This is a genomic window from Streptomyces sp. NPDC005281 (assembly GCF_040607495.1).
In the GTDB taxonomy this organism is placed as follows: Bacteria; Actinomycetota; Actinomycetes; order Streptomycetales; family Streptomycetaceae; genus Streptomyces.
The window spans coordinates 480167-503073 of record NZ_JBEXGX010000001.1; the positions used below are offsets into that span (position 1 = coordinate 480167).

The 22907-nt window shown below is 72.9% G+C and carries 20 protein-coding genes; 12 read left to right on the forward strand and 8 right to left on the reverse strand.

Annotated features, from left to right (window positions below; all coding sequences use genetic code 11):
- Positions 1-72: 72 nt before the first annotated feature.
- On the reverse strand, positions 73-1479 hold the full coding sequence (locus ABZV42_RS02055; RefSeq protein ID WP_355977490.1) for an FAD-dependent oxidoreductase: 1407 nt from the start codon (positions 1477-1479) through the stop codon (positions 73-75).
- Between the two features lie 9 nt (positions 1480-1488).
- On the reverse strand, positions 1489-2142 hold the full coding sequence (locus tag ABZV42_RS02060; protein ID WP_355977488.1) for a rhomboid-like protein: 654 nt from the start codon (positions 2140-2142) through the stop codon (positions 1489-1491).
- A 132-nt stretch (positions 2143-2274) separates the two neighbouring features.
- Between ABZV42_RS02060 and ABZV42_RS02065 the strand changes: the two genes are divergently transcribed.
- Both ABZV42_RS02065 and ABZV42_RS02070 read left to right on the forward strand, forming a co-directional pair.
- Positions 2275-2754 carry a GNAT family N-acetyltransferase gene (locus ABZV42_RS02065; protein ID WP_356050654.1) on the forward strand — a complete coding sequence of 160 codons (480 nt, stop codon included), beginning with the start codon at positions 2275-2277 and terminating at the stop codon, positions 2752-2754.
- 124 nt (positions 2755-2878) lie between these two features.
- Entirely contained in the window at positions 2879-5836 is a 2958-nt protein-coding gene (locus ABZV42_RS02070; protein WP_356050655.1) for a BTAD domain-containing putative transcriptional regulator, read from the forward strand.
- Between the two features lie 29 nt (positions 5837-5865).
- On the opposite strand, the gene ABZV42_RS02075 is transcribed toward ABZV42_RS02070, so the two are convergent.
- The 3 genes from ABZV42_RS02075 to ABZV42_RS02085 all read right to left on the reverse strand — a co-directional run bounded on the left by ABZV42_RS02075 (position 5866) and on the right by ABZV42_RS02085 (position 8531).
- Complete coding sequence (locus ABZV42_RS02075) at positions 5866-6495, reverse strand: sigma-70 family RNA polymerase sigma factor (protein ID WP_355977484.1); 630 nt, start codon at positions 6493-6495, stop codon at positions 5866-5868.
- Between the two features lie 186 nt (positions 6496-6681).
- Positions 6682-7692: a tetratricopeptide repeat protein gene (locus ABZV42_RS02080; RefSeq protein ID WP_355977482.1), complete on the reverse strand. Its 1011-nt coding sequence runs from the start codon at positions 7690-7692 to the stop codon at positions 6682-6684.
- Between the two features lie 11 nt (positions 7693-7703).
- A complete protein-coding gene (locus ABZV42_RS02085; RefSeq protein ID WP_355977480.1) occupies positions 7704-8531 on the reverse strand; it encodes a lytic transglycosylase domain-containing protein in 828 nt (275 codons plus the stop codon).
- A gap of 171 nt (positions 8532-8702) precedes the next feature.
- On the opposite strand from ABZV42_RS02085, the gene ABZV42_RS02090 reads away from it, so the two are divergent.
- The 8 genes from ABZV42_RS02090 to ABZV42_RS02125 all read left to right on the forward strand — a co-directional run bounded on the left by ABZV42_RS02090 (position 8703) and on the right by ABZV42_RS02125 (position 17582).
- The gene (locus ABZV42_RS02090) at positions 8703-9632 is read left to right on the forward strand and encodes a hypothetical protein (RefSeq protein WP_356050656.1); all 930 of its coding nucleotides are present in this window, start codon (positions 8703-8705) and stop codon (positions 9630-9632) included.
- Positions 9629-9910: a hypothetical protein gene (locus ABZV42_RS02095; protein ID WP_355977474.1), complete on the forward strand. Its 282-nt coding sequence runs from the start codon at positions 9629-9631 to the stop codon at positions 9908-9910. Before ABZV42_RS02090 ends, ABZV42_RS02095 begins: the two co-directional genes overlap by 4 nt.
- Positions 9911-9988: 78 nt before the next feature.
- Positions 9989-10276 (forward strand): hypothetical protein, encoded by a 288-nt coding sequence (locus ABZV42_RS02100; protein WP_355977472.1) that lies wholly within the window; start codon positions 9989-9991, stop codon positions 10274-10276.
- Between the two features lie 18 nt (positions 10277-10294).
- Positions 10295-11047 carry a hypothetical protein gene (locus ABZV42_RS02105; RefSeq protein WP_355977470.1) on the forward strand — a complete coding sequence of 251 codons (753 nt, stop codon included), beginning with the start codon at positions 10295-10297 and terminating at the stop codon, positions 11045-11047.
- Position 11048: 1 nt separating this feature from the next.
- Positions 11049-12272, forward strand: a complete 1224-nt coding sequence (locus tag ABZV42_RS02110) for a hypothetical protein (protein WP_355977468.1) — start codon at positions 11049-11051, stop codon at positions 12270-12272.
- Between the two features lie 182 nt (positions 12273-12454).
- Positions 12455-13948, forward strand: coding sequence for an SCO6880 family protein (locus ABZV42_RS02115; RefSeq protein ID WP_356050657.1), 1494 nt, complete (start codon positions 12455-12457; stop codon positions 13946-13948).
- Positions 13945-15789: an ATP/GTP-binding protein gene (locus tag ABZV42_RS02120; protein WP_355977464.1), complete on the forward strand. Its 1845-nt coding sequence runs from the start codon at positions 13945-13947 to the stop codon at positions 15787-15789. The genes ABZV42_RS02115 and ABZV42_RS02120 overlap by 4 nt, the downstream gene beginning before the upstream one ends.
- Positions 15786-17582 (forward strand): TraM recognition domain-containing protein, encoded by a 1797-nt coding sequence (locus ABZV42_RS02125; protein WP_355977462.1) that lies wholly within the window; start codon positions 15786-15788, stop codon positions 17580-17582. The genes ABZV42_RS02120 and ABZV42_RS02125 overlap by 4 nt, the downstream gene beginning before the upstream one ends.
- Here ABZV42_RS02125 and ABZV42_RS02130 read toward each other — a convergent pair.
- Together ABZV42_RS02130 and ABZV42_RS02135 are read right to left on the reverse strand one after the other, a co-directional pair.
- On the reverse strand, positions 17500-18741 hold the full coding sequence (locus tag ABZV42_RS02130; RefSeq protein ID WP_355977460.1) for a DUF418 domain-containing protein: 1242 nt from the start codon (positions 18739-18741) through the stop codon (positions 17500-17502). The genes ABZV42_RS02125 and ABZV42_RS02130 overlap by 83 nt on opposite strands.
- A complete protein-coding gene (locus ABZV42_RS02135; protein ID WP_355977459.1) occupies positions 18738-19130 on the reverse strand; it encodes a hypothetical protein in 393 nt (130 codons plus the stop codon). The genes ABZV42_RS02130 and ABZV42_RS02135 overlap by 4 nt, the downstream gene beginning before the upstream one ends.
- Positions 19131-19292: 162 nt before the next feature.
- Here ABZV42_RS02135 and ABZV42_RS02140 point away from each other — a divergent pair, with 162 nt between their 5' ends.
- Complete coding sequence (locus ABZV42_RS02140; RefSeq protein ID WP_356050658.1) at positions 19293-20327, forward strand: NlpC/P60 family protein; 1035 nt, start codon at positions 19293-19295, stop codon at positions 20325-20327.
- A 142-nt stretch (positions 20328-20469) separates the two neighbouring features.
- Here the strand turns inward: ABZV42_RS02140 and ABZV42_RS02145 are convergent, their stop codons facing one another.
- A complete protein-coding gene (locus ABZV42_RS02145) occupies positions 20470-20910 on the reverse strand; it encodes a DUF4913 domain-containing protein (RefSeq protein WP_355977455.1) in 441 nt (146 codons plus the stop codon).
- 330 nt (positions 20911-21240) lie between these two features.
- On the opposite strand from ABZV42_RS02145, the gene ABZV42_RS02150 reads away from it, so the two are divergent.
- Positions 21241-22905, forward strand: a complete 1665-nt coding sequence (locus ABZV42_RS02150; protein WP_355977453.1) for a hypothetical protein — start codon at positions 21241-21243, stop codon at positions 22903-22905.
- Positions 22906-22907 lie beyond the last annotated feature (2 nt).

Consider the following 22907-nt stretch of genomic DNA (forward strand, 5'->3'; position numbering starts at 1 on the left):
ACCGGACCGCGGGACCCACTGGACTGCCGGACCCTCGGGGCCCGCCGGACCACCGGCATGCGGTGCCCTCGGTCAGTGACGTCCCGCCACCCGGTCCGCGATCCGCGCCAGCCGGGACGACCGGGTGCTGTGGCCGGCCAGTTCGCGCCGGTCTGCCGCGCGGTAGGTCGCGTACATGCCGTGGACGCCGATCCAGCGGAAGGGCTCGGGTTCCCACTTGCGGACCTTGTGGCCGACCCAGGGCAGCTCGGTCAGCTCGGTCGCGCCCGCCTCGCCGGAGTCCTGCCGCACCAGGTCGCGCAGGGTGCGGGCGGCGAGGTTGGTGGTGGCGACACCGGAGCCGACGTAGCCGCCGGCCCAGCCGAGGCCCGTGGCGCGGTCCAGGGTGACGGTGGCGCACCAGTCGCGCGGGACCCCGAGCACGCCCGACCAGGCGTGGGCGACCTGGACGCCGGTCAGCGACGGGAAGAGGCGGACGAGGATCTCGTACAGGGCGTCGACGGTCGCCTGCCGGGTGCGGCCGTCGTTGTCGGTGTGCGAGCCGAAGCGGTACGGGACACCGCGTCCGCCGAGCGCGATACGGCCGTCGGCGGTGCGCTGGGCGTACATGTAGGCGTGCGCCATGTCGCCGAGCGTCTCGCGGCCCTCCCAGCCGATCTCCGCCCACTGGCCGGCCGTCAGCGGCTCGGTCGCGATCATGGAGGAGTTCATCGGCAGCCAGGTCCGCTTCTGGCCCTTGAGGTTCGCGGTGAAGCCCTCGGTGCAGCGCAGGATGTAGGGAGCGCGGACGGTGCCGTACGGCGTCACCGCCTGCCGGGGGCGGATCTCGGTCACCGGCGTCTGCTCGTGGATGGTGACGCCGAGCGCCTCGGCGGCCGCGGCGAGACCCTTCACCAGCTTCACCGGATGCAGCCGGGCCCCGTGCGGGGTCCAGGCCGAGCCCACCGCGTCCGCGACCCGGATCCGTCCGGCGGTCTCCTTCGCGCCGTACAGCTCGCGGTCCTTCTCGCCGTACGACAGCTCGTGCGCGTGGAAGGCCTTGAGCCGTGCCAGCTGGGCGGGCGTGTACGCCACCTCCAGGACGCCGCCCCGGTGGATGTCGGCCTCGATGCCCTCTTCGGCGGCCACCCGGACGACCTCGTCCACGGTGTCGTTCATGGCCCGCTGGAGGCGTACGGCCGCCTCCCTGCCGTGCAGTTCCGCGTACCGGTCGCGGCCCGCGATGCCGTTGTAGAGCCAGCCGCCGTTGCGCCCCGAGGCGCCGTAGCCGCAGAACTTCTGCTCCAGGACGGTGACGCGCAGGGAGGGGGCCGCCTTCTTCAGGTAGTACGCGGTCCACAGTCCCGTGTAACCGCCGCCGACCACGACGACGTCGGCGGTCGCGTCGCCGGGCAGTGGCTCCCGGGGCGCGGGCAGACCGTCGTCCGCGTACCAGAAGGAGACGCCACCGTTCACGACCTTGCTCGCCGAGCTGCTCATGCCGGGACGTTAACCCCGATAAGTGTCGACTGTCTCCTTCGGATTCCATGCTTTTCCGCGCCCTCTGGTCAACGGATAACAGGCCAGACCGAAGAGAACGGAGGTGAAATGCCCGAGATCGGTGAAGGTGCGCCCGGTCACGAGGGGAATCCCGTACACCCCGAGGACGACCACGAGATACGCGTACCGCCAGGGCGTCGCGATCCGGTAGGTGAGCACGCCGACCACCCCCGCCAGGGCGTAGCTCACCCCCACGTCGAGGGTGTCGACCGCGGAGTGCGGTGCCACGCCGTGCCTGATGGCCCAGAGCAGCGCACCCTCGCTGACCAGCGTCGACAGGACATGTGCCACCGCGTTGACCGCGAGCCAACGGGCGGTTCCCAGCCAGCGTTCGGCCGGCGCCTGGAAGACGGTGTAGAGGACGGCGTACGGCAACCAGCGCCCGCCGTCGATCCACATCGCGCTCGCGAACAGCACCCGCACGGGGTTGTTCGACAGCTCATGGAGATTGGTGGAGCGCTGCCGCAGGAAGTCCTCTTCGAAATCCGGGGACATGTGGTGCAGGGCCACGGTGGTGACGAAGAGAATCGTCAGCCAGACGTAGGTGCCCGGCGCGCCGCGCACATACATCCACACCCTGTGGAAAACCCGTTCACCTCGCATGACCCGCCTCATCCATGCCGGTAGTGTCCCTTATGCGAACGACAATCCGGACGATCCTGCTCCGCCGACAGGAGCCCCCGGCGGAACGGCCGTCCGAGCCCCGGCGGCCACGAGGGCATCTAGTCTCGGCCCATGATCCGCAACGCGACTCCCGAAGACATCCCCGTCATCCACGCCCTGGTCCGTGAACTCGCCGAGTACGAGAAAGCCCTGGACGAGGCGCGGGCGACGCCGGAGCAGCTGCGCGAGGCGCTGTTCGGAGAGAATCCGGCCGCGTACGCGCACATCGCGGAGGACGACGTCACGGGCGAGCCGGCCGGCTTCTCGCTGTGGTTCCTCAGCTTCTCGACCTGGCGCGGGGTCCACGGCATCTACCTGGAGGACCTGTACGTACGCCCCTCGGCGCGCGGCGGCGGCCACGGCCGGGCACTGCTCACGGAGCTCGCGCGGATCTGCGCCGAGCGCGGCTACCAGCGCCTGGAGTGGTCCGTCCTGAACTGGAACCGGCCCGCGATCGGCTTCTACGAGTCGCTCGGCGCGCGCCCGCAGGACGAGTGGACGGTGTACCGGCTGACGGACGACGCGCTCGAGGCCCTCGGCAAGCGCGCCTGAAGCCCGGGACCCGGCGCGGGCGACCCCGGCCGTCGGGGGCCGATCCGGCGCGTACACGACACGAAACTGTGAAATGGCCGAATCGACCGAGTGTTCGTAACAGCCCTCGCTACTCTCTGATGCCGTGAACGTCACTGATGGTGCGGGAGTTTACCGTTTCGCGTTACTGGGCCCGCTGCGCGCCTGGCGAGAGGAGACGGAACTGGCCCTCGGCCCACCCCAGCAACGGGCCGTGCTCGCGGTGCTGCTCCTGCGCCGCGGGCGCGCGGTCGGCGTCGGCGAACTCGTCGACGGCCTCTGGGGGCACGATCCGCCGGCCGGTGCCGTCCCCGTGCTGCGCACCTATGTGTCGCGGCTGCGCAAGCTGCTGGAGCCCGGACGGACCCCGGGCGCCCCGCCCCGGCTCCTGGTGTCCATCGCGGACGGATACGCGCTGCGGACCGAGGAGATCACCAGCGACCTCGGCGACTTCGAGGAGAACCTGGCGCGGGCCGAACTCCGCCGCGCCCGGGGCGACGGCCGCGGAGCCGCCCGCCTGCTGGACACCACGCTCGCGAGCTGGCACGGCACCCCCCTGGCCGGCGTTCCCGGCCCCTTCGCGGAGGCCGAGCGGGCGCGCCTGGCCGAGCGGCGGCTGACCGCGCTGGAGTACCGGCTCCGCGTGGAGCTCGAACTCGGGCGCCACGAGGCGGTACTGCCCGAACTGGTGGCACTGCGCGCCGCCCAGCCGCTGCGCGAGGCCGTGTGCGAGCTGCTGCTGGTGGCCCTGTACCGCTGCGGCAGGCAGGCCGAGGCCCTGGAGGTCTACACGAGCACCCGGCGCACCCTCGTGGACGAACTCGGCATCGAGCCCGGCCCGTCCCTGCGGGCCGCGCACGCCCGGCTGCTGGCCGGGGACCTGGACCTGTCGCCGCCGCACGTACCGGTGCCGGCGGCGGACCCCGGCGCCACCGACCCCGAGGACGCCCCGGACGCCGAACCGGCGGACGACACCGGCCGGGACGACCCGCCACCCGCCGGAGGTGACGTACATCCCTCCCAACTCCCGGCCGATCTCCCCCTGTTCACCGGCCGGGACACCGAACTCCGCCAGGTGGACGCACTGTTGCCCGCCGACGACCATCCGGACACGGCCGTCATCGGGCTCATCAACGGCATGGCGGGGGCGGGCAAGACCACCCTGGCCGTGCACTGGGCGCACCGGGTCGCCCACCGCTTCCCCGACGGCAGCCTCTATGTGAACCTGCGCGGATACGACCGCGGCGGCTCCGTCATGGACCCCTCCGAGGCACTCGAGACCTTCCTCGTCGCCCTCGGCGTGGCGCCCCAGGCCGTCCCCGAGGGACTCGACGCGCAGGCCGCCCTCTACCGCAGCGTCCTCGCCCGCCGCCGCGTCCTGATCGTGCTGGACAACGCCCGCGACAGCGCCCAGGTAAGGCCGTTGCTGCCCGGCACCCCGGGCTGTCTCGTCATCGTCACCAGCCGCAGCCGGCTGACCGGTCTCGTGGCCGGCCACGGCGCCCACCCGCTCACCCTCGGCCCGCTGACCGCCGGGGAGGCCCGCGCGATGCTCACCCGGCGCATCGGCGCGGCGCGCGTGGACGCCGAACCGGGGGCCGTCGAGGCCATCGTCGGACTCTGCGCCCGGCTGCCGCTGGCCCTCGCCATCGTGGCGGCACGGGCCGCCCACCATCCCGGCTTCCGGCTCGCCGACATCGCGGGCGAGCTCCGTGAGACCCACGGCAGCCTGGACGCGTTCACCGGCGGCGACGCCCACACGGACGTACGCGCCGTCTTCTCCTGGTCGTACCACGCGCTGCCGTCCGCCGCCGCCGAACTGTTCCGCCGGCTGTCCCTGCACCCGGGACCCGACATCGGCACGGCCTCGGCCGCCGCCCTGGCCGCGGCACCCGCGCGCCCCGTGCGGGGGCTGCTGGCCGAACTCACCGGGGCCAGCCTGCTCGGTGAACACGCGCCGGGACGCTTCGCCTTCCACGACCTGCTGCGCGCCTACGCCCGCGAACTGACCGACACCGAGGACACCGGGGAGCTGCGCGAGGCCGCGCTGCACCGCATGCACGACCACTATCTGCACACCACCCACCACGCCTCCGCGATCATCAGCCCGCTCCGCGAGACACTTCCCCTGCCGCCGAGCACAACGGACGCGGGCACCGTCCGGTTCACCGGGCGGAGACAGGCCATGCAGTGGCTGCGCACGGAGCGGCACGTCCTGCGGGCGGTCGTCGAGCACGGTGCCGCCCACGGCTACGAGGACCACGCGTGGCGCACCGCCGTCGGACTGGACCTGTACTTCGACCGGCTCGGCTTCTGGCACGACCTGATGGAGATCAACACCGCCGCGCTGCGAGCCGCCCGGACCGTCGGCGACCGGACCGGCGAGGCGCACGCCCTGCGCGGCCTCGGCTTCTTCCACACCCGGTTCGCGCACTCCGCCGAGGCACGGCGGGACCTCGGCCGCGCGCTGGAGCTGTTCAGGGCCGAGGGCGACGGGCCCGGCCAGGCCCGCACCCGGCGCTGCCTCGCCTACCAGGCCAACGGGGAGGGCCGGTTCACCGTCTCGCTCGACCACTACACGCACGCCCGCGAGCTGTACCGGGCCGAGGGCAACGTCAGCAGCGAGGCCATCGTCCTGAACGAGGTGGGCTGGACGTACATCCTGCTCGGTGAGCACGACAAGGCGATGGAGCACTGCGAGAAGGCCGTCGCGCTGCACCAGGAGACCGGCGACCCGATCGGTGAGGCCGCGGCGCAGGACAGCGTCGGCTACGCCCATCACCAGCTCGGCCGGTACGAGGCCGCCGTCGAACGCTTCGAGCGCGCGCTGGCGCTGTACCGCGAGGTCGGCGACCACTATCTGGAGGCGGACACCCTGCGGCACATCGCCGACTCCAGGCTCGCCGCCGGAGACCGGGAGGCGGCGATCGGCGCCTTCCGGGCGGCGCTCGTCCTCCTGGAGGAGAACGGCCACCCCGAGGCCGCGGACCTGCGGGACACCCTGCGCGACCTGAACGCCACCGAACCCGAGGGGGGCGGCCCGGCCCGGCCCGACGCGACCTGACCCGCCGGGTCCGGTCAGGCCCGGCCCGGTCAGGCGACCGTCCGGGCCGGATCCGGTTGCCGCAGCCGGCCGTCCTCGTCCGCGGCCGGTTGCCGTCGGCGGCCGTCCTCGTCCGCGACGACGCCGTGCTCACGCAGCGCCAGCCGTAAGCAGCGCAGCGCGTAGTACACCCGGGACTTGACCGTGCCCTGCGGGATCCCCAGGACCTCGGCGGCCTCCTGGGTGGTGCGGTCCTCCAGGAACGTCGCCCGGATCACGTCACGGTGGGCGGGGGTCAGCCCCCGCAGGGCCTCCTGCACCACGATGGACGAGAGCATCCGCTCGATGTCGTCCACCTCGGCGCCCAGTTCGCTCAGCCAGGTGGCCCCGCCTATCTCCAGCGGCCGCGCCATCCGCGTCCGGTGCGCGTCGATGACGAGGTTGCGGGCGACCCGGAACATCCAGGGGCGTACGGCCATCCCCTCGTCGTCGACCAGGTTCCGCTTGTTCCAGCAGCGCAGCAGCGTCTCCTGGATGACGTCCTCGGTACGGTGCGTGTCCCCGCCCAGCATGCGCAGCACATACGTGTAGAGCGCCGGACCGTGCTCCAGGTAGAGGTCGCGCAGCGCCCGCTCCTCGGAAGAGACCGCGCTCGCCGATCCGATGACGGTGACGTTCATGGTGTGCTCCTGTTCCTTGGGATGACCGGGCCCGGTCGGATGGACCTGGGCCGGGGCCTCCGGGGAACGGAGTGTTCCGAGGGGCGTTCCACGTTCGTTTGACATCGGGTCTACGAAGCGATGGACGAGCAGGTCGGGACGGGTGTGACCACGGGTGGCTGCGGGGTCGCGGGCGGCGCCCGGGGCTCAGACGTACGCCTCCAGCGCGTCGACCTGTCCGCGGACCTGCCCGACGAGGGCCGCGTAGCCGGGGGGCAGCAGGCCGTTCCGGTCCAACATGGCCCACATGTGCAGGAGTTCGCGCCCGTGGGCGACGACGGCCCGGTCGTCGTCGAGCTGCTGCCAGGCCGCCGCGGCCCGCGCCACCTCCGCGGGTGCCCGGCCGTCCCGGGCCCCGCACCGGATCCGGGCCACGGCCAGCGCCAGCACGATGGCCTCCCGGTGGTCGCCGCGCAGATGCGCGAGGTACGCCTCGACGGCCCGCGCCTCCACGGCGTACGGGTGCTCGGCGCCCATCGAGCCCGTCAGGCTCTCGCGCAGCGCGCTCGCGTCGGCGAACGCCTCGTCGAGCCGGCCGTCGGCGGCCAGCGCGTTGACCCGGCCGATCCGTTCGGTGAGGTCGGCGGGGAGGACGGTGGTGACGGCGGGGGCCGCGACGGCGGCCGGGTCCGGCACCTCGGCGAGGGCGGCGGCCGTGGCACGGGCCCGGGCGACCGCGGTGGCGACGGCGGAGGCTCCGGCCGCCGAGGGGGCGGGAACCACGACGGTGGCGGGGACGTCGCCGCCGCCCGGTCCGGGCGCCCCGGCTCCGGGCTCCGCGACCGTCCCCTCCCCCGGTTCGGGGGTCAAGAGTCCTGGACCGGTGACCGTGTCCTCACCCGGTTCAGAGGCCGCCGGTCCGGGCTGCGCGACCGTGCCCTCCCCCGGTCCGGGGGCCGAGGGTCCGGGAGCGGAGGGCGTGTCCTCGCCCGGTTCCAGGACGCGGCTGGACCCGTCAGGAAGCACCTCCAGCAGGAACCGGGCGGCGCCCGGACCGTCGTACACCGTCGCCAGGACGGCGTCGTCCTGCTCGCGCGCGTTCCCCTCCAGGCGGTCGAGGACGGCCTCGTGCACGGACTGACCGGGCTCGGGGACCAGGGTGTGTCCGTCGATCTCGGCGAGCCCGTCGCCGGAGATGTACACATCGAAGCGGGCCATGACTGTCCTCCTCATGTGGTCGCCGGCGAGGGGCCGGTCGTGGTCGAGTCCGGGTCGGGCGTGACGCCGGGGGTGGCGCCGGAGGGCGGGGCGCCGATGCCCTGGTACTTCGCGAACTGGGCGCGGATGGCGAGGACATAGCCCTGTGCCTCGTTCGTGCGCGGCACCCCCCTGGCCGCGCGGACGGCGTCCATCCCGACGTCGTAGCCGGCCAGCGCGAGGTCCAGGACGCTGTTGGTGGTCCCGTCCCCGTCGCTCTGGTTCACCTCGCCGGCGTCGATCATCTGCTGGCCCTGCTTGGCCAGTTCGCACAGGTAGCGGCCCTGCGCCATGATCGAGTCCTTCGTGTCCAGGGCCGAGGTCTTGCCGTTGTTGTCGTCGTCCTTGCCGTACTGGCTGAAGATGTCGGGCGGCAGCTGCGAGAGACCCTTCTCACCGTTCGGGCCGACCAGGGCGCTGTTGAAACCGGACTCCTTCTCGATCTGGGAGGCGATGACGATCGGGCCGATGGCGCCGCACAGTTCGCCGGCCTTCTGAATCGGGTCCACCAGGTCCGCGGGGACGGTGGAGGTGTCCAGCTCGCCCTTGCCGTCCCCCTGGAAGATGCCGAGGGACTGGTCCGCGTCGGACTGGCTGGGGGGATCGCCGCCTCCGCCGTGGAACAGCAGATACAGCGCGATGAGCGGGGCCAGCAGAACGCCGAACCCGCCCAGGACCACCACGACGACCAGCGTTCCGGCCAGGGCGAGCGGTGACAGCAGACAGCCGCAGCCGGTGCCCGCGATGATCCCGTTGCGCACGGCGGTCGACGAACCGCCTCCCCCGCTCTCCTCACTCATGAGCGTCCGCCTTCTTCCCCTTGCCTTGAACCGCTGCGGCCACACGGCCCGTTGTGCTGTCCGACGGGCTCGACAGATCCAAACGGGCCCCGGGGCAAAGAAGTTCAAACCAGTGGAAACCAGATGAGCCAGAGCAGCCGATCAACGAGCGAAGAGGGGGGCGGGGCGCACATGGGCACTCCTTCGGCGATGCCGTCGGGCCCGGGGTCGTGGGTACGAGGACCGAGGAACCCGCAGGGGGCACCGGCGGAAGCACGACCCGCCGCTCCCGAGGCCGAGGGCACCGGCCGGCCGACGGCACCGCAGGCCCCGGCACCGCAAGCCCCGGCCGCGCAGGCCCCGACGGCCCCCACGACCGCGGCCGCTCCGGCCGCCCCGGTCACTGCCGCCGTCCTGGCCACCACTGCCGTCCCGGTGGTCCCGGTCGCCCCGACGGCGCCGGCCGCCGGAGCCCCGACTCCCGGCGTCGGGCCCGCCTCGTCCCAAGTCCACCCGGAGCAGCCGGTGTTCGCCGCGGCGCCCGAGGTGCGGACCGCCCCGCAGACCGTGCCCAGGCCGAAGCCCGCGTCGTCGCGGTCCGCCCCCGGGCGGCGTACCGCTTCGGCTCCCGCCCCGGAGCCGTCCTGGGGCCGTCCGAAGCGGCCCAGGACCGCGCGTGGCACGTCACGCGACGAGGTCGGATGGGTCAAGGCGCACGGCGGCTCCGGCGCGACCTCGCTCGCCGAGGCGTTCGGCGGGGTCGAGGTGGGAGCACGCTGGCCGGACCCCGCCCGCGGCGAGCCGCGCCGGGTCGTCCTGGTCGGCCGTACCAACGCGCGCGGACTGCGTTCCGTCTCCCAGGCACTCGGCGCGCTCAAGGACGGCGACGCCCCCCAGGGGCTCGAACTGCTGGGCGTGGTCCTCGTCGCCGACGCCCCCGGACGACTGCCGCTCGGTCTGCTGCGCCGCATCCGCGTACTCCGCTCCGTCGCCCGGGTGCACCGCGTGCCGTGGATACCGGCATGGCGTACGGGGGGCCGGCCGAAGTCCGTCCCCCGGCAACTCGCCACGCTCGCAGCACTGGTGGGCGCCGATCTCTACGGCGAGGGGGCCGTGTCGTGACCCAGTCCCTCCTCGACCCGCGGTTCCTGGCCGCCTACACCCCGCCGGTGGAGGCCGACACCATCCTCGGCCTGCTGGCCTGGTGCGCCTCGGCCTGCGGGGTCGGCGGACTGATCATCGTCGGCATCCAGATGGCGCTCCAGCTGCGCCGCGGCGACCCCGGCGAGGGCGGCGAGCACTTCCGCGGCGTCTTCTTCGTCACCCTCAGCTGCCTGATCGCCACGTGCGCCGGACCGCTCGTCGCGGCCCTCGGCAGCCTCCAGCTCCTCGGCCCCTGACCTCAACACGCCTTCCCGTCAAGCCAGTCACCTTCCGCCCACCGCTCGTGCCGGGCGCCGAATCCCTCGGAGATCCTCATGTCCTCTCTGCTCTACGAAGCCTCAAACATCCTCGCCGCCGGTGTCCCGCAGCCCGCGGCCAACGCCCCCGGAGAACTCACCTCCAAGGTCAACACGGTCCTCGGCATAGCCGCCTGGGCCGGTACCGCCGCCGGTGTCGCCGGAGTGCTGATCACCGGCGCGATGATGGCGGTGTCCGTCAAGCGGGGCGAGAGTTCGGAGCACATGAGCCGGCTCGGCATGGTGCTCGGCGGCTGTGTCCTCGTGGCCACCGCGGGTCCGCTGATCAGCTTCGTCTTCGCGTAGGCCCGGCGGACGGTCGTGATGTTCAAGCGCAGGGAGCGCCGGCTCGCGGAGTCCGGGCCGTACTACAAGCAGCGCAGCTGGCAGCTGTCGGCGGGATTCCTGGCCGTCGTGGTCGTGGTGGGCGGGATCGTCACCCTGCTGTCCGGCCCGGACACGACCACGGCCCACGCGAACGCCGCGGCCTCCGAGGGCCCGCTGGCCGGCCCGTCCCCCACGAAGGACGGCCGGCCCCGGGGCTGCCGTACCGACGACAGCGCGGGCCCGGCACTGCCCCAGGCCGCGCCCAAGGACGTGAGCTGGCGGACCCTCGGTGTCGCGCGGGTCCCCGTCTCCGCCTCCGCCGGGCCGACCCTGATCCAGGGGCCCCTGTGGTGGTGCTACGCGCACACGCCCACCGGGGCCGCGCTGGCCGCGCACATCATCCCCTCGCAGATGAGCGGATCCGACTGGCGCACCGTCACCGAACAGCAGGTCGTCTCCGGGCAGGGCCGCGAGATGTTCGAGTTCCAGCGGGCCACCGTCACGAGCACCGACAACCAGAACAGCGGTACGACCGTCGCCACGTACGCGGGCTTCTCGGTGAGCTCGTACACGGGCAGGGCGGCGACGGTCCGACTGCTCCTCAAGAGCGCCCAGGGATACGCGGCGACCGACATCTCCCTGCGCTGGAGCGGCGGTGACTGGAAGGTCCAGCCCGACGACAACGGTTCGCTGCACTCGCCGGTGTCGGCCGTCCAGAGCACCAACGGCTTCATCCTTTGGGGGGTTTGACGTGAACTGCACGTCCGGGAATCCGGTCATCGACCTGGTGAAGGGGTTCTTCAGCTTTCTCGGCGATCCCATCGGGACCATCGTCGACCTGATCGCGAAGACGATCCTCGCGGGCGCGGTCGCGGTGTTCGCGGCGCTGACCACCAACGTCCCGACGCTGGAGCAGACCCAGACGTCGAAGGACATCAGCAGCGACACCCAGTGGATCGTGGTCTACCTCGCCGTCGGCTCGCTGCTCTTCGCGGCCTGCCGCATGGCCATCGAACGCAAGGGCGACGCGGGCCGCACGGCGCTGAAGGGCATCATGCGGGTGGTGCTCGTCTCGGGCGCCGCCACCACCGTCGTCGTGGCCGCCGCGGCCGTTGGGGACAGCTACTCCAACTACCTGTTCAACAACGCCGTACGGGATTCCCTGAACAACGTCGGAGCCTGCTCGGACGGCAGCGGGATCCAGTCCTTCCTGCTGCTGGTCCTCGCGTTCCTGCTGCTGATCGCGGGGATCATCCACACGGTTCTGATGTACATCCGGCTCGGCGTGATGATGCTGCTCCTCGGCACCCTCCCGATGGCCGCGGCCGCCTCGATGACCGACTGGGGCGCCGGCTGGTGGCGCAAGCACATCGGCTGGATGATCGCCTGGCTGCTCTACAAACCCGCGGTCGCCCTCGTGCTCAACGCCGGTATGGCGATGATCAATTCGGGCAGGAACAGCGGTAGCGGCGACACCAGCACCATCAACACCCGGATCGCCGGAATCGGCGTCATGCTGCTGTCGGCCATCGCCCTGCCCGCGCTGCTGAAGCTCATCGTGCCGGCGACCGCCGCCATGGGCACCGGCAACCCGATGTCCTCGATGGGCCAGGCGGGTTCCAGTCTCGCCAGTGGCGCGGTCCAGCTCGGCGGCAGCCGTGGCTCCTCCGGCGGCGGCGGGCAGATGGGTCCGAGCGGGGCGACCGGATCCGGCGGCTCGGGCGGTTCGTCCGGCGCGGGCGGCGGGTCCGGAGTGGGCGGCGAGTCGGGTGCGACCGGCTCCGGCGGCGCGAACGGCGCGGCCGCGGCGGGCCGGGCCGGTGCCTCCGGTGCCGGAGCGGCGAGCGGCGCGGCCGCGGCCGCCGGACCGGCGGGTGTCGCCGTGCTCGCGGCGGTGGCCGCGGCGCAGGTGGCCAGCTCCACCGTCACCGGCGCCGTCGAGGGCGCCGACGGCGAACTGGGCCACAACAAGTGATCCCCGTCGGCTAGTTGGCCCCCGCCCTCCTTTCCTGCTTGTCGCCCCTGAAACGGCCGCCGGGTTCCCGCTCCCCCCGCGGGAACCCGGCGGTCTCACCACGGGCTTCCCCCTCCCCCCGCGGGAGCCCGGCGGTCCCACCGCGCCGCACCCCCGTCACCTCACGAAGGGAAACCGGACCCATGTCAACGGAAGCCGTCATCCATCCGACCTACGGAAACTGGCGCAGGCCACGACGGCCGGGGCTCGGACCGCTCGGGCTCGTCGGCACCTTCGGGGTCTTCGGCGGGCTCATCGTCACCCTGCTGGCGTCGCTGATCTCGCTGTACGCGGCGCTGGTCGTGCTCGTACCGACGGTCGTGTTCCTGGTGCCGCTCGCCATCCGTACCCAGGACGGGCGCAACGTCTACCAGTTGATCACCCTGCGCATCGGATGGTGGCGCCGCAAGGCGAAGGGCGCGCACCTCTACGTCTCCGGCCCGCTGTCCGCCCGCCCCGGCGGCCGGTTCCGCCCGCCGGGCCTGCTCAACAAGGTCACCGCGACGGAGGGCCGGGACGCCTACGACCGCCCGTTCGGCGTCCTGCACCACCCGGTCCGCAACCTGTACACGATCGTGCTCGGCTGCGACCCCGACGGTGGCTCGCTGATCGACCCCGACCAGGTCGACGTATGGGTCGCCCTCTGGGGCGAGTGGCTGGCCCGGCTGGCCCACGAGCCCGGACTGCGGGGCGCGACCGTGATCGTGGAGACCGCCCCCGACCCCGGCACCCGGCTCGCCCACGAGGTGCTGCCCCGCATCCACCCCGACGCCCCGCCGGCCGCCCGTGCCGTGATGGAGGAGGTCGTCGAGCGTTACCCGAGCGCGTCGTCCGAGATGCACACCTACATCACCCTGACCTACGGCGTCCCGCCGGGCCAGCGGCGCAAGAAGGACGACGTGATCGCCGACCTCGCCATCCGCATCCCGGGCCTGCTCAGCGGGCTCGTCGCGGCGGGCGGCGGTGCCTCGTACCCGCTGTCGGCCGAGCGGATCGCCGAGGTCGTGCGCGTCGCCTACGACCCCGCCGTCGCCGCCGACGTCCTCAACGCCCGTGCCCAGCAGGGCGGTACGGGCCTGGAGTGGGACGACGCGGGCCCCGCGGCCGCCGTCGAGACCGTGAACAGCTACCAGCACGACTCCGGCGTCTCCCGGACCTGGATGCTGACGCTCGCACCGCGCGGCACCATCCGCTCGTCGGTGCTCCGGGGCATGCTGGAGGCGGCGCCCGGCACCCGCCGCAAGCGGGTCGCCCTGGTCTACCGGCCCATCGACCCCGCCACCTCCGCCCGCATCGTCGAGGCGGACCGGCGCAGCGCCCAGTTCATGGCCTCGTCGGGCAAGGGGATGGTGCAGGCCCGCGCGGCCTCCGAGGTGAGGGCGGCCGAACAGACCGCCGCCGAGGAGGCCTCGGGCGCCGGGCTCGTGGAGTTCTCGCTGATGCTCACGGTCACCGTGGACAGCATGGAAGAGCTGGCGGACGCGAGCGTCACCGTCCGCAACCTGACCGCGGCGTCCCGGGTACTGATGCGGCCCGCGGACCGGATGCAGGCGGCGGCGTTCAGCTGCACCCTGCCCGCCGGGATCCTCCCCTGGGAGCAGACCCTCGTCCCGCACGAACTCCAGGAGGCGCTGTGAGCCGGCGCGAGCAGAAGCAGGCCGAGCGGGCCGACCGGCTGGCCGAGGAACGGGCGGCCGCGGAGTTCGACGCGGGCCGTTCCGGGCTCCTGGTGCCGGACACGGCAGGCAGGACACGCAGGGCGGGTGCGGCGGGTGCGACGGCCCCGACAGGCAGAAGCGGCCGGGCAGGACCGGCGGCGCCAGCGGCAGGACCGACCGGACCGGCAGGACCAACCGGACCGGCGGCAGCGGCGGGCAAGGCCGCCCGGCCCGGCAAGGAGAAGGCCCCGGCGAAGCCGAAGGAACTCTTCGTCCCGCACCGCGGCTGGTACGGCGTGGGCGGTGGGCGCGTCGGCTACATGGACCCGCCCACCATGTGGCGGGCCACTACGGTGCAGGCCTGCGGCATGTGGCCGTTCGCCGCCGGTTCCGGCTCGCCCATGACCGGGGTACCGCTCGGGCAGCACCTGTTCACCGGCGCCACCGTCTGCGGAGACCCGCTGAACTGGTTCACCCGGGCCCGCTACATCTCCAACCCCTCTCTGTTCATGCTCGGCATGCCGGGCCTCGGCAAGTCCACGCTCATCAACCGGATGCTGATCGGACTCGCCGCGACCGGTGTCGTCCCGCTCGTCCTCGGCGACCTCAAGCCGGACTACGCCGACACCGTCCGCGCGCTGGGCGGCCAGGTGATCTCCATCGGCCGCGGCCGGGGCGGCATCAACGTCCTCGACCCGGGCGCCATGGGCGAGGCCGCGGCGAAGATCGGCGGCGAGGCCGGAGACGTCCTGAAGGCCGAGGCCCACGGGCGTGTGCTGAACATGGTCGCCGCCCTCATCACCATCGTCCGCGGGCGCCCCATGGACGACCACGAGCAGTCCGTGCTCTCCGCCGTGCTGCACCACCTGCGCGAACGCACCCCCGAAGGCCGTTCGGTGCTGCTGCCCGACGTGCTGCGGGTACTGACCGAAGGCCCGCCCCGGGTGCGCTCGGTCACGCTCGACCGGGGTGACGACGCCCGCTACCGGGACGCCGTCGACCCGCTGCACCGCTCCCTGCTAGGCATCCTCGACGGCCCGCTCGGCGACACCTTCGCCTCCGAGACGTCCACCCGGATCGACCCGAACGCGCCCGCCGTGTGCATCGACATCTCCGGCATCGGCGAGGCGGACACCCAGCTCACCGCCGCCGCGATGCTCGCCGCCTGGTCCGACGGACTGGGCACGGTGGCCGCCTCGCACGCCCTCGCGGACGCCGGACTCGCGCCCAGGCGCTGGTTCTTCACCGTCCTCGACGAACTGTGGCGCCCGCTGCGGGCCGCCTCCGGCATCGTCGACCGCATCGACGCGCTGACCCGGCTGAACCGCTCGCTCGGCCTCGGCGACGCGAAGATCACCCACACGCTCAAGGACGCCGAGGCCCTCGGCACCGACGCCGACCGCGCCAAGGCCCGCGGCTTCGTCGAACGGGCCGGGATGGTGGTGTGCGCGGGGCTGCCGAAGACCGAGATGGAGGACCTCGGCAAGGTGGTCGGGCTGTCCCGGCGCGAGATCGACCTCGTGTCGTCCTGGTCCTCGCCGCCCGGCTGGGGCGTCAGCGGCGAAAACGAGGAACCGCCGGGCCGCGGCCGCTTCCTCATCAAGGTCGGCGGCCGCCCCGGCATCCCCATCAAGGTCGCCATCACCGACGCGGAGCGCCAGCTGCACAACACCAACACCCGTTGGACGCCGAACGACGACGCCATCGAGAAGGCCGCGGCCCGCGCCGCCGAACAGGTGGCACGGGCCGCGCGGGAGGGGGCCCACGGACTCCCCGGCGGCCCCGGGACCGAGGCGGCGGCCGGGCGGTGGACCGCGTGAGCGCCCCCCGCGGCGGGAGCGACCCGCACGATCTGCTGCCCTGGGCCGTCGTCGCCGTCGCCGGCACCGGTCTGCTGGTGTTCACCGTCGCCTGGTCCGGCGGCACCCTCGGGGCCGGCCTGTCGGGCAACGGCTGGACCGCCCCGCCGTTCGCCCTGTCCACTGTCACCCGCCTGGTCTCCGGCGGACCCGGCGCGCTGTGGCCAGGGGCGCCGGCGGCCGCCGTCTACGGGGGCATGCTCGGCCTGCTCGCGCTGGTGACCGTGCCCCTCGCCGTCGTCGTACGCCTCTTCATGGACCGTTCGGCCCGCCCCAAGGGCCTGGCCGGGCGGCGTGAACTCGCCGCCATGTGCCCCAAGGGCATCGAGGCCCGCGCCCGCGAACTGCGCCCCGGCCTCAAGGGCCGCGACCAGGTGCACCCGGACGAGACCGGCAACCTCCTCGGCGACCTGGAGCCCAAGGGCCCCGAGCTGCGCAGCAGTTACGAGGACGTGGAACTCGACCTCATGGCGCCCCGCGCCGGCAAGTCGACCGGGATCGCCGTGCCCCGGGTGCTGCGCGCCCAGGGCGCCGTCCTGCTCACGTCCAACAAGGCGGACGTGTACGCCGTCACCCGCGCCGAACGCGCCAAGGCCGGCACGGTCTGGACGTTCGACCCGCAGGGCATCGCCCACACCTCGCGCGCGATGTGGTGGAACATCCTCGGCGAGTGCCACAGTATCGAGGGCGCCCGCCGGATGGCCGGCCACTTCGTCGCGTCCGTCAACGACGACAGCGCGAAGAAGGACTTCTGGATCTCGGCCGCCCAGAACACGCTCACCGCGCTGTTCCTCGCCGCGGCCCGCAGCAGGACCCCGCTGACCGAACTCCTCGCCTGGCTCGCCGACCCCGCCGACCGCACCCCGGTCGACCTGCTCCGCCAGGTCGGGCTCGTCGCGATGGCCGAGCAGCTCCAGGGCACGGTGCGGGGCGCGGTGGAGACGCGGGACGGGATCTACGAGACCGCCCGGCAGACCGTCTCCTGTCTCCTCGACCCCGAGATCCTCGCCTGGGTCACCCCCGACCCCGACCTCCCCGAGTTCCGTCCCGACCAGCACGTCCTCGGCAACGACACGCTCTACCTGCTGTCCAAGGACGGCGGCGGTTCGGCGGCCGGCGTCATCGCGGGGCTCGCGGACGCCACGATGCGGGCCGGGGTCGTGGCCGCCGAACGCATGGGCGGACGCCTCGACCCACCGCTGACCGCGGTGCTCGACGAAGCGGCGAACGTGTGCCGCATCTCCGATCTCCCCGATCTGTACTCGCACTTCGGATCCCGCGGCATCAACGTCGTCACGCTGCTCCAGAGTTACCGCCAGGGAGCCCGGGTCTGGGGCGAGGTCGGCATGGACGCGCTGTGGAGCGCGGCGACCATCAAACTCCTCGGCGCGGGTCTGGACGACGCCGACTTCGTCCAGAAGATCTCCACCCTCGTCGGTCAGCACGACGTCCGCACCCCGAGCGTCTCCCGTGGCAGGGAGGGCACGTCACGGTCGTACTCCTACCGACAGGAGGCCGTCCTTCCGCCCGACCGGATCCGCGCCCTGCCGAAGGGGACCGCGCTGCTCCTCGCGACCGGTGTCAGGCCCGCCCTGATCCGGCTCCGTCCCTGGTACAAGGAGCCCGGAGCCGGCGCCATCTCGGCCGCCGCGAAGGCGGAGACCGCGGCGATCACGCGACGGGCAGCGGACCGTCCGCTGCCGGGTGTGAGTCTGGGGAAGCCGGCGCCCGGCCGGGACGCCGCGCCAGCGTGAGCGTGCGCAGCAGCAGTTCGGCGGGCCCGTAGCGGACCCGGCCCATCAGCCAGACACCCAAGGCCAGTTGGAGTCCGTACAGCGTCAGGCAGCCCGCGAGGACGACGGCGGTGCCGACCCGGTCGTAGAGCCCGAACCCGTACCCGGTGAACACGAGGGCGAGGACGAGCGACTGGGTGAGGTAGTGGCTGAGCGCCATGCGCCCGGAGGCGGCGAGCACGACCGCCGCCGGGCGCACGGCCCCGGCCAGCAGGAGCACCGCGCACGCGTACGACACCGTGAGGGCCGGCGCCGTCAGCAGCGACACCGCGTGCCCGACCAGGAACCACCGGCTGTCCAGGGGGCCGTTCGCACAGCAGGCGGTGACGACACCGCCTGCCAGACCGGCCGGCAGCCACCGCGACAGGGTCCGCCGCAGCCATCGCCTGTCCCGGCCGCGCCGCTCCACCAGTCCCGTCCCGGCCGCCGCGAGTCCCGCCAGGAACGCGGCCAGCATGTCCGGGGCGTACATCAGGTTGGCGCCGAGCGCGGACGGCAGCTCGCGCAGATGCGCCCCGATCACGGACAGGGCGCCGCCCCGGTAGGCGGCCACGGACTCCGCGACCCGGGGCGCGTACCCGGCCGGGGTGAGCGGTTCGGTGAGGGCGACGGTCAGCAGCCCGTACCCGAGCAGCAGGACGGCGAGGCCCGCCACCAGACAGATCGCGAGGCGCACGGCGGCCCTCGGCGTCAGGCCGCGCAGGCCGTACAGGACCAGCGCGAGAGCCGCGTACGTCATGAGGATGTCGCCGGGGTAGAGCAGCACGGCATGCGCGAGACCGAGGCCGAACAGCCCCGCCGTACGCCGCAGATGCAGTGCCGGGAACACGGCTCCCGCCCGCCGGGCGGCCCTCCGGTGCAGGACGAAGCTGTAGCCGAACAGGAAGGAGAAGAGCTGATAGACGGTGGTGGTCGCGGTCACCGCCCACGCGGCCGCCCGGTCGGCGGCCGAGGCGCCCGGACCGCCGCCGAACGCGGTGTAAGGGCCCGCCATCAGCTGGGCGTTGACGAGCAGGATGCCCAGCAGCGCGAATCCGCGCAGCACGTCGATCCCGTCGACCCGCCCGAGGTGGCCCGACGCGCCCCCGCCGTTCCGCGCCGCGCCCGGGCCACGGCTCACGACGAGACCACGACGCCGGTGCCGAACGCCAGGGTCGAGGAGAGGAACCAGCCGAACGACGGCGCCAGCAGATACCGCAGTGTCCACAGCCGGGCCGTGGCCGGCCGGTTCTGCGCGTAGACCACGGGCACGCTGCCGCCGACCGGCGGCAGCCCGCACAGCGGCCCCCGCCACCCCGGGTCGAGGACCAGCCCCCGCCCCAGCTGGTCGGAGAACACCACCAGCCCGCCCGGGCGCCGGTCCAAGACGCCGCGGGGCGTCACCCGGCCCATGACCCGCAGCCCGCGCACCCACAGCGTCACCGCCCCCAGCGCCGACCGTGTCGCCAGCGTCAGAAAGCCGAGGCCGAACCCCGTGCACAGCGCCAGCAGCACCAACTCCGCGCCCATACCGATCCCTTCGTCCGCCGACCGCACCTGGGACGCACAACGGCGCGCGCGTCCGACCGGTTCATACCCGCGTTTTGAACCACCCGACGCCACCGCCCCGTTGTGGGGACGACCCCGCCCCGCACAGCCCGACGGACGCCCATGGAAGGAGCTTCGGCACAGATGAGACGGACCCTGCGCGTACACGGCCGGCGGACGGCGGCGACCGTCACCCTGGCCCTCGCCCTGACGGCGACGGCCCCGCAGCCGGCCCGGGCCGAGCCCGGCACCCTCACCGAGGTACACGCCGAACTCGAGCGCCTCTACCACGACGCGGAGGTCGCCACGAACAAGTACGACGCCGCCGACGAGAAGGTGACCGAGCAGGAGAGGCGCGTCCGCTCGCTCCGCTCCCGGATCGAGGCGGCCGAGACGAGGCTGGGCCGCCTCACCTCCCTGGCAGGGGCGGCGGCCCGCGCCCAGTACCGGGGGGACAGCCTGCCCGCCGAGATGCAGTTCGCCCTCTCCGACAACCCCGAACGCGCCCTGGACAACGCGTCCTTGGCCCGCCAGGCACAGCAGGCCACCCAGGGGGTGCTGACCGCCCTGGGCGCCACCCGCAAGGACCTGGGGGCCCGCACCGACGAGGCCTCGGCCGAACTGAAGCGGCTGAGAGCGAGCCGCAGCGCCCGCGACACCGAACGCCACTCGATCGAGCGGCACATCGCCGACGCGAAGGAACTGGAGTCGCGGCTGGAGAAGAAGGAGGTCGCGCGGCTCGCGGCACTGGAGAAGAAGGAGGCCGACGACGCCCAGGCCGCGTGGGTGGGCACGGGCATCCTCGACAAGGTCGGCACCGAGGCGACCCCGGCCGGGAGGAAGGCGATCGCGTTCGCCACCCGCCAGCTCGGCAAGCCCTACGTGTGGGGAGCCGAGGGCCCCGACTCCTTCGACTGCTCCGGCCTCACCTCCCAGGCCTGGCTGGCGGCGGGCCACCCGATCCCCCGCACCTCGGAGGAGCAGTGGCGGCGGCTGAAGCACGTGCCGATCGAGGCCATGCGGCCCGGCGACCTCGTCATCTATTTCGCCGACGCCAGCCATGTCGCCCTGTACATCGGCGACGGGAAGATCATCCAGGCTCCCCGGCCCGGCCGCTGGGTGTACGTCTCCCCGGCCGCGTCGATGGAGATCCTCGGGGTGGTCCGCCCGGACGCCTGAGGCATGGACGCCCGACGCGCGGACGCCTGAGGCGCGGACGCCTGAGGCGCGGACGCCTGAGGCGCGGACGCCTGAGGCGCGGACGCCTGAGGCATGGACGGGGCGGGGGCGGGCCGGTGTGGTCCGCCCCCGTCCGCGTGTCTCAGCCCGCGGCCGGCGGCGGTCCGGGCGGCGGCCCGAACGGGTCGACGGCGTCGACGGTGGGCACCTCCTTCGGGCGGTGCGATCCCGGCTTGCAGCCGGCGAACACCCCCGACGGGTCCCGCAGGTTCTGCATGATCGGGCCCAGGTAGTCCCGGTGCCAGCCCGCCGGACCGCTCAGGCCCGCGTCGGATCCGGTGTCGCTCAGCTCCCCCCAGGCGAGCCACAGCCCGTGCAGCTGGGCGACCGCCTCCGGGTGCTCCCACCAGCGCGAGCACCACGGAGCCAGGGAGGTGACCTCCCTGCCGTAGACCGGGAGCAGCACATGGTGCACCCACAGGGTCAGCTGCCGCAGCGCCCTGCCGTACTCGGGCGCCTCCAGGTAGAGAATGAACTTCGGCGCCGCGGTCGCCTGTTCGGCGTCGGCCGTCTGGACCGTCATGGCACTCCTTCCTGATGCGCGGTGCGAGCCGCGCCGGACGATGGTCGACGAGGCCGTGGGGCGCGAAGCCCGGGTCTCCCGTCCGGGCACACAACGCACTTGTGCGGTACGGGGTTCACGGATCCGGCGGATCGACGGTGCCGGCGCCTGGTTGAACCGCCGGGCCCCGGCGAACCGTTGCAGTTGTCACGGCCGTCGGGGCGCTCCGGGAGCGACCGGTCGTAACGGCGGCTCGACAGCGCGAGTGAACGGCAGTCACTCGCCACCGGCGAGGAGGACCTCACGTTGGCGCTTTTCGACGAGACGAAGTTCAGGTCCGACGAAGCGGAGATGAGATCGGAGGTGAAGAAGTACGGCCTGCACCACGACAAGCAGTTCATGCGGGCCTTCGACGGCTACATGGACCAGCTGCACCGGAACGGCACATGGCTCAACCAGGGGAACAAGCCCGATCCGTCCTGGTCCGAGAACGCGGCGACGAACCTCATCGGCGAGTTCGACCGGATCAACGCCCTGCACGTCCCGGCCTCCTGGTGGCGGGAGAACAAGCGGGACAAGAACTTCGCGAAGATGCGCGACGCGAAGGCGCAGGAGACCCTGAGCAAGAAGTACCTGTGGAGCAAGACCGAGCCGTACTACCCGGCGCGGCAGGCCGCGAAGGCCGGCGGTCTCATCCTGGAGACCTCACCCCCGGGAAAGATCTTCAACGGACGGAACTGCGGCTTCAGCAACTGGTCGGACGCACCGGTGCAGGCCGACCTCTGGACGTACATGTCCAGCCACTACGTGGACGGGGCGCGCGGGCCGGTCGAGGCGGTGATCCTCGAGGGCAAGGTGGACAACAGCGTTCTGACCGCGCACGAGTGGCCCCACCTGAAGAAGCGGATCGAGGCCGGCGAGGTCTCCAACATGCACGTCAAGGTCATGGGGATCCGGGGCGACTCCCAGGACTCGTCCACGTGGTCGCTGAAGACGAAGGCGACCTTCAACATCCACTCGCAGAACTCGTTCGACCAGATCCCCTCCCCGGACGACCCGGACTTCGCGGACAAGCAGAACCGCTGGCGCAACCAGGAGAAGGCGCGCAACGCCTCCAAGTCCTCCAAGTCCTCCACCAGCTCGTCGAGTTCGCAGGACAGCGCGTCGAGCAGTCACTCCCTGAAGAGCTTCCACAAGGTCTTCGACGACCCGAACGCGGTCGTCGTCATGGCGGACCCCGCCACGAACGTCCCCGGGGCCGCGGAGAGCCCGAAGGACCTGTCCGGCACGGTGAACCGTCAGCTCACCAGGGCGGCGACCAACGCCTCCCTGCAAGGGGCGAGCAGGGCGGAGACCGAGGCGGCCGTCCGGACCGCGCTGAACGAACAGGCCGTGGCCGCCGTCACCCTGGACAGCAAGCTGACCGCCTTCAAGTCCGAGCAGGTACGACGGGCGAGCACGGCGCAGTGGCCCGGCTCCCCGAACTACGGCGACCAGCTCGCGCAGGGCGTGTCCGGCATGGGCCTCGGCACCTCCACCGCCGACTACTCTCCGACGTCGTCGGTCCCCGGGGGCGGGGGCAGCTACTTCCCGCAGGGGGCCCAGTACACCGGGCAGCCCCTGTACACGTACACGCCCCGGCCGGTCGGCCCCGGCGCGTCGTACTCCATGCGGCAGACCGAGTCCCCCGTCGAGAGCCAGTCGCTCTTCGAGCAACCCCCGTCGCCGGTCCATGACGCCAGGTCGTACAACCCCTCGTACACGAACACGCAGGAGCGCACACCGAGCACGGGTTCGGCCTCCTCCGACTTCGGAGCGCCGCTGGCGCACGCCCCCAGGAACCCCAGTCCGCCGTCCGCGGACCCGGTCCCGGTCCCGGTGCAGAGCGGTTCGACGGGGAAGCAGAGGTCGAAGGAGACGAAGGAGGCCAAACAGCACAAGTCGGGAGGCGGTCTCGCGGCGTGGGTGCGGGGCGACCAGTACAAGAAGAAGCCCGGCGGCCCCAGCAAGAAGTGACG